11 protein-coding genes are annotated in these 15,593 nt (G+C 43.1%); all 11 read left to right on the forward strand.

What is annotated here, in order from left to right; translation table 11 throughout:
• The first annotated feature begins 132 nt into the window (after positions 1-132).
• Positions 133-510, forward strand: a complete 378-nt coding sequence (gene secE, locus PAT01_RS18595; protein ID WP_004588203.1) for a preprotein translocase subunit SecE — start codon at positions 133-135, stop codon at positions 508-510.
• A 4-nt stretch (positions 511-514) separates the two neighbouring features.
• A complete protein-coding gene (gene nusG, locus PAT01_RS18600; RefSeq protein ID WP_024032045.1) occupies positions 515-1,072 on the forward strand; it encodes a transcription termination/antitermination protein NusG in 558 nt (185 codons plus the stop codon).
• A gap of 213 nt (positions 1,073-1,285) precedes the next feature.
• On the forward strand, positions 1,286-1,714 hold the full coding sequence (gene rplK, locus PAT01_RS18605) for a 50S ribosomal protein L11 (protein ID WP_004588205.1): 429 nt from the start codon (positions 1,286-1,288) through the stop codon (positions 1,712-1,714).
• A gap of 3 nt (positions 1,715-1,717) precedes the next feature.
• Positions 1,718-2,422, forward strand: a complete 705-nt coding sequence (gene rplA / locus PAT01_RS18610) for a 50S ribosomal protein L1 (RefSeq protein ID WP_004588206.1) — start codon at positions 1,718-1,720, stop codon at positions 2,420-2,422.
• Between the two features lie 323 nt (positions 2,423-2,745).
• The gene (gene rplJ / locus PAT01_RS18615; protein ID WP_024032046.1) at positions 2,746-3,240 is read left to right on the forward strand and encodes a 50S ribosomal protein L10; all 495 of its coding nucleotides are present in this window, start codon (positions 2,746-2,748) and stop codon (positions 3,238-3,240) included.
• Positions 3,241-3,315: 75 nt separating this feature from the next.
• Positions 3,316-3,678: a 50S ribosomal protein L7/L12 gene (rplL, locus tag PAT01_RS18620; RefSeq protein WP_004588208.1), complete on the forward strand. Its 363-nt coding sequence runs from the start codon at positions 3,316-3,318 to the stop codon at positions 3,676-3,678.
• A 272-nt stretch (positions 3,679-3,950) separates the two neighbouring features.
• Positions 3,951-7,976 (forward strand): DNA-directed RNA polymerase subunit beta, encoded by a 4,026-nt coding sequence (rpoB, locus tag PAT01_RS18625; RefSeq protein WP_004588209.1) that lies wholly within the window; start codon positions 3,951-3,953, stop codon positions 7,974-7,976.
• 104 nt (positions 7,977-8,080) lie between these two features.
• Positions 8,081-12,253: a DNA-directed RNA polymerase subunit beta' gene (gene rpoC, locus PAT01_RS18630; protein ID WP_004588210.1), complete on the forward strand. Its 4,173-nt coding sequence runs from the start codon at positions 8,081-8,083 to the stop codon at positions 12,251-12,253.
• A 193-nt stretch (positions 12,254-12,446) separates the two neighbouring features.
• Positions 12,447-12,821 carry a 30S ribosomal protein S12 gene (rpsL, locus tag PAT01_RS18635; protein WP_154945981.1) on the forward strand — a complete coding sequence of 125 codons (375 nt, stop codon included), beginning with the start codon at positions 12,447-12,449 and terminating at the stop codon, positions 12,819-12,821.
• Positions 12,822-12,918: 97 nt separating this feature from the next.
• The gene (gene rpsG / locus PAT01_RS18640) at positions 12,919-13,389 is read left to right on the forward strand and encodes a 30S ribosomal protein S7 (RefSeq protein WP_004588211.1); all 471 of its coding nucleotides are present in this window, start codon (positions 12,919-12,921) and stop codon (positions 13,387-13,389) included.
• Between the two features lie 27 nt (positions 13,390-13,416).
• Positions 13,417-15,531: an elongation factor G gene (gene fusA, locus PAT01_RS18645; RefSeq protein ID WP_054983403.1), complete on the forward strand. Its 2,115-nt coding sequence runs from the start codon at positions 13,417-13,419 to the stop codon at positions 15,529-15,531.
• Positions 15,532-15,593: the final 62 nt, after the last annotated feature.

Consider the following 15,593-nt stretch of genomic DNA (forward strand, 5'->3'; position numbering starts at 1 on the left):
TTTTTACTCATAAGTTGAGTAAGTCTGGGGTTAAAAATCGGTTTAAATAAGTCTGTTTTTAAGTTTAGATTTTAATGGATTAACCCTGCCGTTGTGTAGGGTTGTTGTGTCTGTAGTTAAGGTAATAATATTATGAGCACGAATGTAGAAACACCATCAAGTGCGATGGAGTCGGTAAAGTGGTTAGTAGCAATCGCGCTACTTGCAGGCGCAGTTGTTGGTAATCACATGTTTGCAGATCAGTCTGTATTACTACGTGCAATTGGCGTTGTGGTTGCTATAGCAGCAGGTTTAGGTATTGCCTCGCAAACCGCTAAAGGCCGTGACTTTTTAGCATTTGCTAAAGAAGCACGCATTGAAGTACGTAAAGTTGTTTGGCCAACGCGTCAAGAAACTACCCACACGACATTAATCGTAATGGTTGCAACAGTGATTATGGCGCTTATCCTTTGGGGATTAGATGGCATTTTATTCCGCGCTGTAGGCTTTTTAACTGGATTGGAGATCTGATCCCATGTCGGATGAGAACAAAGAAATTAAATTACGCTGGTACGTTGTACAAGCATTCTCTGGTTACGAAAAGCGTGTAGCGCAAACGTTATCAGAGCACATTAAAATTGAAGGTCTTGAAGAGAGCTTTGGTGAAATATTAGTACCAACAGAAGAAGTTGTTGAGATGCGCGCTGGTCAAAAGCGTAAATCTGAGCGTAAATTCTTCCCAGGTTACGTACTAGTACAAATGGATATGAACGATGCAAGCTGGCACTTAGTGAACAGCACTGAACGTGTAATGGGCTTTATTGGTGGTACTTCTGACCGCCCAGCGCCTATTAGTTCTAAAGAAGCAGAACGCATTCTTAACCGTCTTCAAGAAAACGCTGAAGCACCTAAACCAGCTACATTATTTGAGCCAGGTGAAGTTGTGCGTGTTACTGATGGTCCATTTGCTGACTTTAGCGGTGTTGTTGAAGAAGTTGACTATGAAAAGAGCCGCGTGAAAGTGTCGGTACTTATTTTTGGTCGTTCTACACCGGTTGAACTTGAATTTGGTCAAGTTGAACAAGATAAGTAATTGATTAAAAAAGCTTCGCCATTATTTACTTAAATTTTGGCACGAAGCTTGAAAAAGGCCGCTGATTAACTTATAATCAGCGGCCTTTTTGTATTAAGGCAAAAATTTATTTTTGCTCGCAAAAAGTACGAAACCAATTTTTAAACTGGGAAGCCGTTAGAGTACGCGTCCTCGCGCGCACAAGGCTAAGACCCACCAAATGAGGTATTTATAATGGCTAAAAAAGTTGAAGCTTTAATCAAGCTACAAGTTGCCGCTGGTATGGCTAATCCTAGTCCTCCAGTAGGTCCTGCACTAGGTCAACACGGTGTAAACATCATGGAATTCTGTAAAGCGTTTAACGCGCGTACAGAGTCTATCGAAAAAGGCGCTCCAGTTCCTGTAGTGATCTCTGTTTACGGTGACCGTTCATTTACGTTCGATATGAAAACGCCACCTGCTGCTTACTTACTTAAGAAAGCTGCTGGTATCAAATCAGGCTCAGGCCGTCCTAACACTGAAAAAGTAGGCACAGTAACTCGTGCTCAACTTGAAGAGATCGTTGAGACAAAACGAGCTGACCTTACAGCGGCTGATATGGACGCTGCGGTTCGCACTATCGCAGGTTCTGCGCGTGCGATGGGCTTGAACGTAGAGGACTAAGAAATGGCTAAATTAACTAAACGTATGCGTACTATCCGCGAAAAAGTGGAAGTAACTAAAGATTACGAAATCAATGAAGCAGTTGCTCTTTTAAAAGAGTTAGCGACAGCTAAATTCGTAGAAAGTGTTGACGTTGCTGTTAACCTTGGTATTGACGCTCGTAAATCTGACCAGAACGTTCGTGGTGCAACTGTACTACCTAACGGTACTGGCCGTGATGTTCGTGTTGCTGTATTCACTCAAGGCGCTAATGCAGAAGCTGCAAAAGAAGCCGGTGCTGAATTAGTAGGCATGGAAGATCTTGCTGAACTAGTTAAGAAAGGCGAGATGGATTTTGACGTTGTTGTTGCATCACCAGACGCTATGCGTGTTGTTGGTCAACTAGGTCAAATCTTAGGTCCACGTGGTCTTATGCCTAACCCTAAAACTGGTACTGTAACGCCTAACGTTGCAGAAGCAGTTAAAAATGCGAAAGCAGGTCAAGTACGTTACCGTAATGACAAAAATGGTATCATCCATACTACTATCGGTAAGGTTGATTTCACTGCTGAGCAACTTCAACAAAACCTTGAAGCTCTAATCGTTGCGCTTAAGAAGGCTAAACCTTCTCAAGCTAAAGGTGTTTACGTTAAGAAAGTAACCATCTCTACAACAATGGGCGCAGGTGTTGCTGTTGACCAAAACACTTTAAGCACTTCTGTAGCTTAATAGGTGTTTACATGGCGTGAAATTTGTACTATAATTTTGCGCCATTTTGTTGAATAATTTATTATTTAACAAGTAAAGAATTCGGGTTGAAGTCCATAATTTCGCTAAGCTCTTGAGTGATGCGATAAATTGGGCTTCCGTCCAAGACCGTAGGCGGCTTCGGCCTTAATATTACCTACGTAGACGGTGTGAATCCCCAGATAGATTTTTCCTAATCTCTTCTGGCTCTCGCCGTAAAAAGCATCTCTATCAAGTTTGTTGATAGGGAAGAGTAAAACAGGGAAGCCGAGTGTCGGTGACCCATTAAACCAGGAGTAACACCCATGGCTTTAAATCTTCAAGGCAAAAAAGCAATTGTTGCTGAAGTCAACGAAGCAGCCAATGGTGCTCTTTCTGCAGTTGTTGCAGATTCTCGTGGTGTAGCAGTAGGCGCAATTACAGCCCTTCGTAAAGAAGCTCGTGAAGCTGGTGTATGGATGAAAGTTGTTCGTAACACTCTAGCAAAACGTGCTGTTGAAGGTACTGAATTTGAATGTCTATCTGATTCGTTAGTTGGTCCAAGCTTAATCGCTTTCTCATCAGAGCACCCTGGTGCTGCTGCGCGTATCTTCGCAGATTTCGCGAAAAAGAATGAGAAATTCGAAGTTAAAACGGCCGCTTTTGAAGGAAATGTTGTAGATGCAGCAATGCTTGCTACATTACCTACATACGATGAAGCTGTTGCACGCTTAATGAGCGCTATGAAAGAAGCGTCTGCTGGCAAATTGTGTAAAACAATTGAAGCAGTACGTGTACAGAAAGAAGAGCAAGCTGCTTAATTTTAAGCTGTTTAACCTCCCTTTCGGTGTAAATTTATTTGGACCTAGAGTCCGTTAATTATTAGGAAATTTGTAATGTCTGTAACTAAAGACCAAATCCTTGACGCAATTGCTGAAATGTCAGTAATGGACGTTGTTGCTCTTGTTGAAGCAATGGAAGAAAAATTCGGCGTAACTGCTGCAGCTGCTATGGTAGCAGGTCCTGCTGCTGAAGCTGCTGAAGAGAAAACTGAATTTGACGTAATCCTTACTGGCGCTGGCGCTAACAAGGTTGCGGCAATCAAAGCTGTACGTAGCGCAACAGGCCTAGGCCTTAAAGAAGCGAAAGCTCTTGTTGAAGCTGCTCCTGCACCTATCAAAGAAGGTGTATCTAAAGAAGAAGCTGAAGCACTTCAAAAAGACCTTACTGAAGCTGGTGCTGAAGTTGAGGTTAAGTAATCTAGCTCACGCTAGGTTCGCTGCCTGAGTAATCAGGCAAGGGCTGGTGATTATTTAATCACCGGCCTTTTTGCGCTATAGAGTTATGTATTCCTATAGCTCAAATAAAATCTGATTTTCTCTTTACTTTCAACGCTTTATAGTTTGCTAGTGTTGCTAAGACGGAGTTAATTAGAACAACAATTAAATGTTGTAAATCTTGGCATAGATGCCAGTTAAGTCTGTTCTTACAAGAACAGGTCGGGTCAAAGATCAGCAAGCTGAGGAACCCCATGGCTTACTCTTATTCTGAAAAGAAACGTATCCGTAAGGATTTTGGTAAACGTCCACAAGTTTTGGATATACCTTTCTTACTGTCGACACAGTTAGAATCGTTTAAAAAATTCTTAGTCCCAGACGCTGATGGCGATCATGGTTTGGAAGCAGCCTTCCGTTCTGTGTTCCCTATTAAAAGCTACTCGGGAAATTCTGAGCTTCAATACGTAAGTTATCGTATTGGTGAGCCAGTATTCGATGTAAAAGAATGTCAAATTCGCGGTGTGACTTATTCTGCTCCACTTCGCGTGAAACTGCGTCTTGTAGTTATGGACAAAGAAGCTCCAGGCACAGTTAAAGACATTAAAGAGCAAGAAGTTTACATGGGCGAAATTCCGCTCATGACTGATACCGGTACTTTTGTAATCAATGGTACAGAGCGTGTTATCGTTTCTCAGCTACACCGTAGCCCTGGTGTATTCTTTGATAACGACCGCGGTAAAACCCATTCATCGGGTAAAGTATTATATAACGCACGCGTTATACCTTACCGTGGTTCATGGTTAGACTTCGAATTTGATGCAAAAGATAACTTATATGTACGTATAGACCGTCGTCGTAAATTACCGGCGTCTATTATTTTACGTGCACTTGAGTACTCTAGCGAAGAAATCTTAGATATGTTCTTCGATACTACCGCGTTTGAAGTAACTGACGGTAAAGTTCTTATGGAACTTGTGCCTTCACGTTTACGTGGTGAAACTGCCGCTTTTGATATCAAAGGCGAAGACGGTGAAGTACTTGTTGAAAGCGGTCGTCGTATTACGGCTCGCCACATCAAGAGCATCGAGAAAAAAGGCATTAATCAATTAGAAGTACCACATGAGTACATCATTGGCCGTATTGTAGCTAAAAACTATGTTGATGAGTCAACAGGTGAAGTTATTGCAAACGCTAATGACGAGCTATCACTAGAGTTGATGGCTGAATTGGTTAAAGCAGGTCACACTAAAATTGAGACGTTATACATCAATGAAGTGGACAGCGGCGCTTACATGTCAAATACATTAAATATTGACTCGTCTAGCAACCGTTTAGAAGCATTAGTAGAAATTTACCGCATGATGCGCCCAGGCGAGCCACCGACGAAAGACGCGGCTGAAGCCTTATTCGAGAACTTATTCTTCTCTGAAGAACGTTATGACTTATCTACTGTAGGTCGTATGAAGTTCAATAGCCGTGTTGGTTACGATACAGACACAGGCCCTGGCACATTAAGCAAAGAAGACATCGTGTCTGTTATGAAAGTATTAATTGCTATTCGTAACGGTCAAGGCGATGTTGATGATATTGACCACTTAGGCAACCGTCGTATACGTAGTGTTGGCGAAATGGCTGAGAACCAATTCCGTGTTGGTCTAGTACGTGTAGAACGTGCTGTACGTGAGCGTTTAAGCTTAGGTGACCTTGACGCGATAATGCCGCAAGATCTTATTAACGCTAAGCCTATTTCGGCAGCGGTTAAAGAGTTCTTCGGTTCGTCTCAGTTATCACAGTTTATGGACCAAAATAACCCGCTATCAGAAGTAACGCATAAGCGTCGTATTTCTGCATTAGGTCCGGGCGGTCTAACACGTGAGCGCGCTGGCTTTGAAGTACGTGACGTTCACGTAACTCACTATGGTCGCGTATGTCCAATCGAGACTCCTGAGGGTCCAAACATCGGTCTAATTAACTCGTTATCTACGTACGCACGTACAAATGATTACGGTTTCTTAGAAACACCTTACCGTAAAGTGGTAGATGGTGTAGTAACTGATGAAGTTGATTATTTATCAGCCATTGAAGAAGGTCAGTTTGTTATCGCACAGGCGAACTCAAACTTAACTGAAACCAATGAGTTTGTTGATGAACTTATTCCGTGTCGTCACAAAGGTGAATCTACCTTTATGGGTCGCATGGACCAGCAATATATGGATGTATCACCACAACAGGTGATCTCTGTAGCGGCAGCACTTATCCCGTTCCTAGAACACGATGATGCTAACCGTGCATTGATGGGTTCAAACATGCAACGTCAAGCAGTACCAACATTGAAAGCGGATAAGCCGTTAGTAGGTACAGGTATTGAGTTAACACTAGCGAAAGATTCTGGTGTAACGATTGTTGCTAAACGTGGTGGTGAAGTAATGTACGCCGATGCTAGCCGCATCGTTGTAAACGTACATGACGATGAGCGTATTCCTGGTGAAGCGGGCATCGACATTTACAACCTTACTAAATACACACGTTCTAACCAAAATACATGTATTAACCAAAAACCAACGTGCATGGTTGGCGAACCGGTTACTCGTGGTGACGTGTTAGCAGATGGTCCTTCGACTGACTTAGGTGACTTAGCCCTTGGTCAAAACCTTCGCGTGGCATTCATGCCATGGAACGGTTATAACTTCGAGGATTCAATCTTACTATCAGAGCGCGTAGTTGAAGAAGATCGTCTAACGACTATCCACATTCAAGAACTACAGTGTGTTGCCCGTGATACTAAATTAGGTCCTGAAGAGATCACTGCAGATATCCCGAATGTGGGTGAGTCTGCGCTAGGCAAGCTTGATGAATCAGGCGTTGTTTATATTGGTGCTGAAGTTAAAGGCGGCGATATCCTAGTAGGTAAAGTGACTCCGAAAGGCGAGACGCAATTAACACCTGAAGAGAAGCTACTGCGTGCTATCTTCGGCGAAAAAGCGTCTGACGTTAAAGACAGCTCTTTACGTGTACCAAACTCTGTAACTGGTACTGTAATTGACGTACAAGTTTTCACCCGTGATGGTGTTGAAAAAGATAAGCGTGCGTTAGAAGTTGAAGACATGCAGCTTCGCGAAGCGAAGAAAGACTTCAACGAAGAGTTCCGTATTCTAGAAGCTGGTGTATTAGACCGTGCTCGCAAGCTACTTGCTGCAGCAGGCTTCGATGAAGACAACTTAGCGTCACTAAATGCTGAAAAGCTACTTACTCAAAGCCTTGCACAAGAAGACAAGCAAGCTGAACTTGAGCAACTAGCTGCACAGTACGATGAGCTTAAAGCTGAATACGATAAGAAGTTTGAAAACAAACGTCGTAAAATTACTCAAGGTGATGACTTAGCACCAGGCGTACTTAAGATTGTTAAAGTATACCTAGCTGTTAAACGTCGTATCCAACCGGGTGATAAAATGGCGGGTCGTCACGGTAACAAAGGTGTTATCTCGACTATCGTACCAGTAGAAGATATGCCATACGATGACAAAGGTCGTACGGTAGATATCGTACTAAATCCACTAGGTGTACCATCACGAATGAACATCGGTCAGATCCTTGAAACACATATGGGTCTAGCTGCACGTGGTATTGGTGAGCGCTTAGAGGAAATGATGAAGGAACAACGTGAGCTACATGAGCTACGTGAATTCATCAAGCAAGCTTACGAAATCGGTGAATCTCGTCAAGAAGTAGATATTGCTAGCTTCTCTGATGATGAAATTCGTCGTTTAGCTGATAACTTAAAAGGTGGTTTACCAATCGCTACTCCTGCATTTGATGGCGCTAAAGAAGACGAAATCAAAGACATGCTAGAGCTTGGTGGATACCCAAGAAGTGGTCAGGTTACACTCTATGATGGCCGTACTGGCGATCAGTTTGAACGTCAAGTAACTGTTGGTTACATGTACATGCTTAAACTTAACCACTTGGTTGACGATAAGATGCACGCACGTTCTACTGGTTCTTATAGCCTTGTTACTCAGCAGCCGCTGGGTGGTAAAGCACAGTTCGGTGGCCAGCGTTTTGGTGAGATGGAAGTATGGGCACTTGAAGCTTACGGTGCTGCTTACACTCTACAAGAAATGCTAACAGTGAAATCGGATGACGTGAACGGTCGTACTAAGATGTATAAAAACATCGTTGATGGTAACCATAAAATGGAACCAGGTATGCCAGAATCGTTCAACGTATTGTTGAAAGAAATCCGCTCACTGGGTATCAACATCGAGTTGGAAGAAAATTAAGCCAATTAGATGCTGCAGTTAACCCTGCAGCATCTGTTACGGCTGAATAGAATGTAGGGGCGAGATTATCCGCCCTCAAGATTAACTCCGACAGGAGAGCTAAGGTGAAAGACTTACTTAAGTTTCTGAAGCAACAAAATAAGACCGAAGAATTCGATGCAATTCGCATTGGTCTTGCTTCACCAGACATGGTTCGTTCATGGTCATACGGTGAAGTAAAGAAACCTGAGACTATTAACTACCGTACTTTCAAGCCTGAGCGCGATGGCTTATTCTGTGCCCGTATTTTCGGCCCAGTGAAAGATTATGAGTGTTTATGTGGTAAATATAAACGCCTTAAACACCGTGGTGTGATCTGTGAGAAGTGTGGCGTTGAAGTTACACTTACAAAAGTGCGTCGTGATCGTATGGGTCATATCGATCTTGCGAGCCCAGTAGCACATATATGGTTTTTAAAATCATTACCGTCTCGTATTGGCTTAATGCTTGATATGACACTTCGTGATATTGAACGTGTTCTTTACTTCGAATCATTCGTAGTAACTGAGCCTGGTATGACAACGCTTGAGCGTGGTCAACTATTAGGTGAAGAAGAATACCTAGATGCACTTGAAGAGCACGGTGATGAGTTTGAAGCTAAGATGGGTGCAGAAGCAGTATTAGACTTGCTTCGTGAACTTGATCTTGGCCAATTAATTGCAGAAATGCGTGAAGAGTTACCAACAATTAACTCTGAAACGAAGCGTAAAAAGATCACTAAGCGTCTTAAGTTAATGGAATCGTTCCACCAATCAGGCAATAACCCTGAGTGGATGATCATGACAGTACTTCCAGTATTGCCACCTGACTTACGTCCATTAGTACCGCTAGACGGTGGTCGTTTTGCGACATCTGATCTAAACGACCTTTACCGTCGTGTTATTAACCGTAATAACCGTCTTAAGCGTCTATTAGATTTAGCTGCACCAGATATTATCGTACGCAACGAAAAACGTATGTTACAAGAAGCGGTAGATGCGCTACTTGATAACGGTCGTCGTGGTCGTGCAATTACAGGTTCTAACAAGCGTCCGCTTAAATCTCTTGCTGATATGATCAAGGGTAAGCAAGGTCGTTTCCGTCAGAACTTACTTGGTAAGCGTGTAGATTACTCTGGCCGTTCTGTAATCACGGTTGGTCCTACACTTAAGCTTCACCAATGTGGTCTTCCTAAGAAGATGGCACTTGAGCTATTCAAACCATTCATCTATGGCAAATTAGAGCGTCGCGGCATGGCTACGACAATCAAAGCTGCTAAGAAAATGGTAGAGCGCGAAGTAGCGGAAGTATGGGATGTACTAGACGAAGTAATTCGTGAACATCCAGTATTACTTAACCGTGCACCTACACTTCACCGTTTAGGTATCCAAGCGTTCGAACCTGTACTAATTGAAGGTAAAGCAATCCATTTACACCCATTAGTATGTGCGGCTTACAACGCCGACTTCGATGGTGACCAAATGGCGGTACACGTACCGTTAACGCTTGAAGCTCAGTTAGAAGCTCGTGCACTAATGATGTCTACTAACAACATTCTATCTCCAGCGAATGGTGAGCCAATCATCGTTCCTTCACAGGATGTTGTATTAGGTCTTTACTACATGACGCGCGATCGCATTAATGCGAAAGGCGAAGGCATTGTATTTAAAGATCCTAAAGAAGCAGAAAAAGCATACCGTAGTGGTAACGCAGAACTTCACGCGCGCGTTAAAGTGCGTATTAGTCAGTCAATCACTAACGAAGCAGGTGTTGTTGAAGACACTGTGACGCTTATCGACACTACTGTTGGTCGTGCAATTCTGTCTCTAATTTTACCTAAAGGTATGCCGTTTGAGTCAATCAACCAAGCATTAGGTAAAAAGCAGATTTCTGGCTTATTAAACGAGTGTTACCGTCGTCTAGGTCTTAAAGACACTGTTGTGTTTGCTGACCAAGTTATGTACACCGGTTTCCACTACGCAATGAAGTCAGGTGTTTCAATTGGTATCGATGACTTAGTTATCCCACCAGTTAAAGCATCAATCATTGAATCAGCTGAAGCTGAGGTAACTGAAATCAACCAACAATTCCAATCAGGTCTTGTAACGGCTGGTGAAAAGTACAATAAAGTTATCGATATCTGGTCACGTGTAAATGAAAACTTATCACGTGAAATGATGGCCAACTTGTCTAAAGACACGGTTATCAATGCCAAAGGTGAAGAAGAAGAGCAACCGTCATTTAACTCAGTGTTTATGATGGCCGATTCAGGTGCTCGTGGTAGTGCCGCTCAGATCCGTCAGCTAGCAGGTATGCGTGGTCTAATGGCACGTCCAGATGGTTCAATCATCGAGACGCCAATCACGGCTAACTTCCGTGAAGGTCTAAACGTACTACAGTACTTCATCTCAACGCACGGTGCGCGTAAAGGTCTTGCCGATACAGCACTTAAAACAGCTAACTCAGGTTACCTAACGCGTCGTCTAGTAGACGTTGCACAAGATTTGGTGATCAATGAAGACGACTGTGGCACAGAAGATGGCTTAACAATGAAACCGCTTATTGAAGGTGGTGACGTTGTAGAAGCACTTCGCGAACGTGTACTAGGTCGTGTTGTAGCTGAGCCTGTGGTTATCCCTAATACAGATACTGTATTAGTAGAACGTAATATCATGCTTGATGAAAAACTGTGTGACCTTTTAGAAGAGCACTCAGTAGATGAAGTTCGCGTACGTTCTGTTATCACGTGTGATAACGACTTTGGTGTATGTGCTAAGTGTTATGGTCGTGACCTTGCACGTGGTCATATCATCAACGCGGGTGAATCAGTAGGTGTTATCGCGGCACAATCAATCGGTGAGCCGGGTACACAGCTTACGATGCGTACATTCCACATCGGTGGTGCGGCATCAAGAGCATCAGCTGAAAACAATGTACAAGTTAAAACTGACGGTACGTTAAAACTACATAACGCTAAGTATGTACTTAATACCGACGGTAAGATTGTAATTACTTCACGTTCAACTGAAATCACTATCATTGATAGCTTCGGTCGTGAAAAAGAGCGTTATAAAGTACCTTACGGTGCGGTACTAACAGTACAAGACAATGCAGAAGTTCAAGGTAACGACATCGTTGCTACTTGGGACCCGCATAGTCACCCAATCGTTCTTGAGCATAAGTCAAAAATCTCGTTCAGCGATATTGATGACTCAAATACGGAAGCACAAACTGATGAACTAACCGGCTTAACCCGTGTAGTTGTTAAAGACCTTGCTAAAGTAAATGCGAAAGAGCCTAAGCTTATCATCGAAAGTGAAGAGCGCGGCTTGCAAGAAACACGTCTACCTTCATTCACTACGATTGAAGTGACAGATGGCGTTACAGCAAACCCAGGTGACGTACTTGCACGTATTCCGCAAGAAGGTTCGAAAACTCGTGATATCACGGGTGGTCTACCACGCGTAGCCGACTTATTTGAAGCACGTAAGCCAAAAGATCCAGCTATCTTAGCTGAAATCACAGGTACTATTAGCTTCGGTAAAGAGACTAAAGGTAAGAAACGTTTAGTTATTACACCAGCTGAAGGCGATCATTACGAAGAGATGATTCCTAAGTGGCGTCAACTTAACGTGTTTGAAGGTGAGCAAGTGTCTAAAGGTGAAGTTATCGCCGATGGTCCTGAATCACCACATGACATCTTACGCCTACGTGGTGTGACTCATGTTGCTAACTACATTGTTAACGAAGTGCAAGAGGTTTACCGTTTGCAGGGCGTTAAGATCAATGATAAGCACATTGAAACAATTATTCGTCAGATGCTACGTAAATGTACCATCCTTGACGGCGGTGATACTGAGTTCTTAGCGGGTGAGCAAATTGAAGTAGCTCGCGTTAATATCGCTAATCGTGACCTTGAAAAACAAGGTAAAATCCCAGCGAAGTTTGAAATACAACTTATGGGTATCACGAAAGCATCACTAGCAACCGAATCTTTCATCTCGGCAGCGTCTTTCCAAGAAACAACACGTGTTCTTACAGATGCCGCAGTGAATGGTAAGAGCGATGAGCTTCGTGGTCTGAAAGAAAACGTAATTGTGGGTCGTCTGATCCCAGCCGGTACTGGCTTTGCGTATCACCAAGACCGTATGGCTCGCCGCAAGCAGGGTGAAGTTGTTGAAGAGCAAACAGTAAGTGCAGAAGAGGCAACTCAAGCACTAACAGATGCTCTGAACGCAGATTTATCTGGAAATCAATAAACTCTTATTAATCAACAGATTAATAAATCGTAAGACAGTTATCTACTGTCTTACGATGAGTTTAGGTTGACAGGTTAAACTTTGCTCATTAAAATTCCGCCACCCATTTACTTGCATGTATGTTACAAGCTTGTAAAAAGGGCGGATTTTTTTATTTTTTTCAGTAGTAATTTTAATTTCAGGAGCTATTTAAATGGCAACTATTAACCAGCTAGTGCGTAAGCCACGTCGTAGCAAGGTTACTAAAAGTAACTCAGCTGCGCTTAAAGCGTGTCCGCAAAAGCGTGGTGTATGTACTCGCGTATATACAACTACACCTAAGAAACCAAACTCAGCGTTACGTAAAGTAGCTCGTGTACGTTTAACTAACGGTTTCGAAGTAACATCATACATCGGTGGTGAAGGTCATAACCTTCAAGAGCACAGTGTAATCCTAATCCGTGGTGGTCGTGTTAAAGATTTACCAGGTGTGCGTTTTCACACTGTACGTGGTGCACTTGACTGTGCAGGCGTTAGCGACCGTCGTCAAGCTCGTTCTAAATACGGTGCAAAACACCCTAAAGGCTAATTGTTTTCCGTTAGTAAGGCCAAGCACTAAATATTATTAATTATTGTTTTGGGTGATTGTTCCAAAAGGACAAACCTGAATAAACCGGAGATACAAAATGCCTAGAAGACGCGTAATAGGTCAACGTAAAATTCTTCCAGATCCTAAGTTCGGATCGGAACTTCTTGCTAAATTCGTTAACATCGTAATGCTAGACGGCAAGAAATCTACTGCTGAAAAAATTGTTTATGGTGCGCTAGACGTGGCTGCTGAGAAATCAGGCAAGTCGCACCTAGAAATCTTTGAATCTGCACTTGATAACATCCGTCCACAGGTAGAGGTTAAATCTCGCCGTGTTGGTGGTTCAACTTATCAAGTTCCAGTTGAAGTACGTCCAGTACGTCGCAACGCATTAGGTATGCGTTGGTTAGTAGACGCTGCACGTAAGCGTGGCGAAAAATCTATGGGCTTACGTTTAGCTCAAGAAATCGTTGACGCTGCTGACAACAAAGGCACTGCGGTTAAGAAACGTGAAGACGTTCACCGTATGGCTGAAGCGAATAAAGCATTCGCACATTACCGTTGGTAATCTGTCCTTAACCTTTAAGAGGATCATATGGCACGTACAACTCCACTTGAGCGCTACCGTAATATCGGCATAGTAGCTCACGTAGATGCAGGCAAAACCACCACAACAGAACGTGTTCTGTTCTACACAGGTCTTTCTCATAAGATCGGTGAAGTACATGATGGCGCCGCAACTATGGATTGGATGGAGCAGGAACAAGAGCGTGGTATCACAATCACTTCTGCTGCAACAACGTGTTTCTGGAAAGGGATGGACGCTCAATTTGACGACCATCGTATCAATATCATTGATACTCCAGGACACGTAGATTTCACTATTGAAGTAGAGCGTTCTTTACGCGTACTTGATGGTGCGGTAGTTGTTCTTTGTGCTTCATCAGGTGTACAGCCGCAAACTGAGACAGTTTGGCGCCAAGCGAACAAATACGAAGTTCCAAGAATGATCTTCGTAAATAAAATGGATCGCACCGGCGCTGACTTCTTAACGGTTGTTGACCAGGTGAAATCTCGTCTTGGAGCAACGCCTGTTCCAATCCAGTTGCCAATTGGCGCTGAAGACGACTTTAAAGGTGTTATTGACCTGATAAAAATGAAAGCCATTAACTGGAACGAAGCGGACCAGGGTATGACTTTCTCTTATGAGGCAATACCGGCAGAACTTCAAGAGCTCGCTCAAGAATGGCACTCTCATTTAGTTGAAAGTGCAGCTGAAGCCTCTGAAGAACTAATGGATAAGTACTTAGAAGGTGAAGAGTTAAGTGAAGCAGAGATTAAATCTGCCTTACGTCAACGCACATTAGCGAACGAAATTGTTCCCATTACGTGTGGTAGTGCATTTAAAAACAAAGGCGTTCAAGCTGTGCTTGATGGCGTTGTTGAATACATGCCTGCACCAACACAAGTGAAACAAATCCAAGGTATCCTAGAAAATGGAACTGAGGAAGAACGTCCAGCTGATGATAAAGCGCCGTTTGCTGCACTTGCATTTAAAATTGCAACAGACCCGTTTGTTGGCACTTTAACCTTTTTCCGTGTTTACTCTGGTACTGTTAAACAGGGTGACGCGGTTTATAACCCAGTTAAAAGTAAGCGTGAGCGATTTGGTCGTATCGTACAGATGCATTCAAACTCACGTGAAGAGATCAAAGAAGTTCACGCAGGCGATATTGCGGCAGCTATTGGTCTTAAAGACGTAACAACAGGTGAGACACTGTGTGATCCGAACTCTATCATTACGCTAGAGCGTATGGAGTTCCCAGAGCCAGTTATCTCTGTTGCGGTTGAGCCTCGCACAATCGCTGACCAAGATAAGATGGGTATTGCACTAGGTAAACTAGCCGCAGAAGATCCGTCTTTTCGTGTACAAACTGACGAAGAATCAGGCCAGACTATAATCTCTGGTATGGGTGAACTTCACCTTGATATCATTGTCGACCGTATGAAACGTGAATTCAGTGTTGAATGTAACGTTGGTAAGCCGCAGGTTGCATACCGAGAAGCTATTCGTTCAACTGTTGAAGTTGAAGGGAAGTTTGTACGTCAATCAGGTGGTCGTGGTCAATATGGTCACGTCTGGGTTAAACTTGAACCGATGGATATTTCGGATGATGAAGCACCAATTTATGAGTTCGTTAACGAAACTGTAGGTGGTTCGGTTCCAAAAGAATTTATCCCTGCGGTAGACAAAGGTATCCAAGAGCAAATGTCTCAAGGTGTACTGGCAGGCTACCCATTACTTGGCGTTAAAGCGACTTTATATGATGGTTCATTCCATGATGTAGACTCGAATGAAATGGCATTTAAAATTGCAGGTTCAATGGCAATGAAAGCTGGGGCGCTTAAAGCTGACCCTGTACTTTTAGAGCCAATGATGAAGGTTGAAGTAATCACTCCTGACTCAAACATGGGTGATGTAGTTGGCGACTTAAACCGTCGTCGCGGCATAATCGAAGGCATGGAAGATGCAATAGGTGGACTTAAGCAAGTTAATGCTCAGGTTCCTCTTTCTGAAATGTTTGGTTATGCAACTGCTTTACGATCTGCAACACAGGGCCGTGCTTCTTACTCTATGGAGTTTTTGAAGTACGCTGAAGCCTCTAAAAATGTTGCAGATACAATAATTTCAGCTCGCGCTGTTATATGATTTTAGCTTGTCTGGCTCAATAGTGAGTCAGGCTTTAATTTCTTAATTAGGAATTTTTTAAG

Source organism: Pseudoalteromonas atlantica (assembly GCA_007988745.1).
Classification (GTDB): Bacteria; Pseudomonadota; Gammaproteobacteria; order Enterobacterales; family Alteromonadaceae; genus Pseudoalteromonas; species Pseudoalteromonas atlantica.

Bases quoted from the DNA above. Each gene is read 5' to 3' on its own strand.
- rplA (WP_004588206.1), top strand. From the start codon at position 1,718: ATGGCTAAATTAACTAAACGTATGCGTACTATCCGCGAAAAAGTGGAA.
- fusA (WP_054983403.1), top strand. From the start codon at position 13,417: ATGGCACGTACAACTCCACTTGAGCGCTACCGTAATATCGGCATAGTA.
- rpoB (WP_004588209.1), top strand. From the start codon at position 3,951: ATGGCTTACTCTTATTCTGAAAAGAAACGTATCCGTAAGGATTTTGGT.
- rplK (WP_004588205.1), top strand. From the start codon at position 1,286: ATGGCTAAAAAAGTTGAAGCTTTAATCAAGCTACAAGTTGCCGCTGGT.
- rpsG (WP_004588211.1), top strand. From the start codon at position 12,919: ATGCCTAGAAGACGCGTAATAGGTCAACGTAAAATTCTTCCAGATCCT.
- rplJ (WP_024032046.1), top strand. From the start codon at position 2,746: ATGGCTTTAAATCTTCAAGGCAAAAAAGCAATTGTTGCTGAAGTCAAC.
- nusG (WP_024032045.1), top strand. From the start codon at position 515: ATGTCGGATGAGAACAAAGAAATTAAATTACGCTGGTACGTTGTACAA.
- secE (WP_004588203.1), top strand. From the start codon at position 133: ATGAGCACGAATGTAGAAACACCATCAAGTGCGATGGAGTCGGTAAAG.
- rpsL (WP_154945981.1), top strand. From the start codon at position 12,447: ATGGCAACTATTAACCAGCTAGTGCGTAAGCCACGTCGTAGCAAGGTT.
- rplL (WP_004588208.1), top strand. From the start codon at position 3,316: ATGTCTGTAACTAAAGACCAAATCCTTGACGCAATTGCTGAAATGTCA.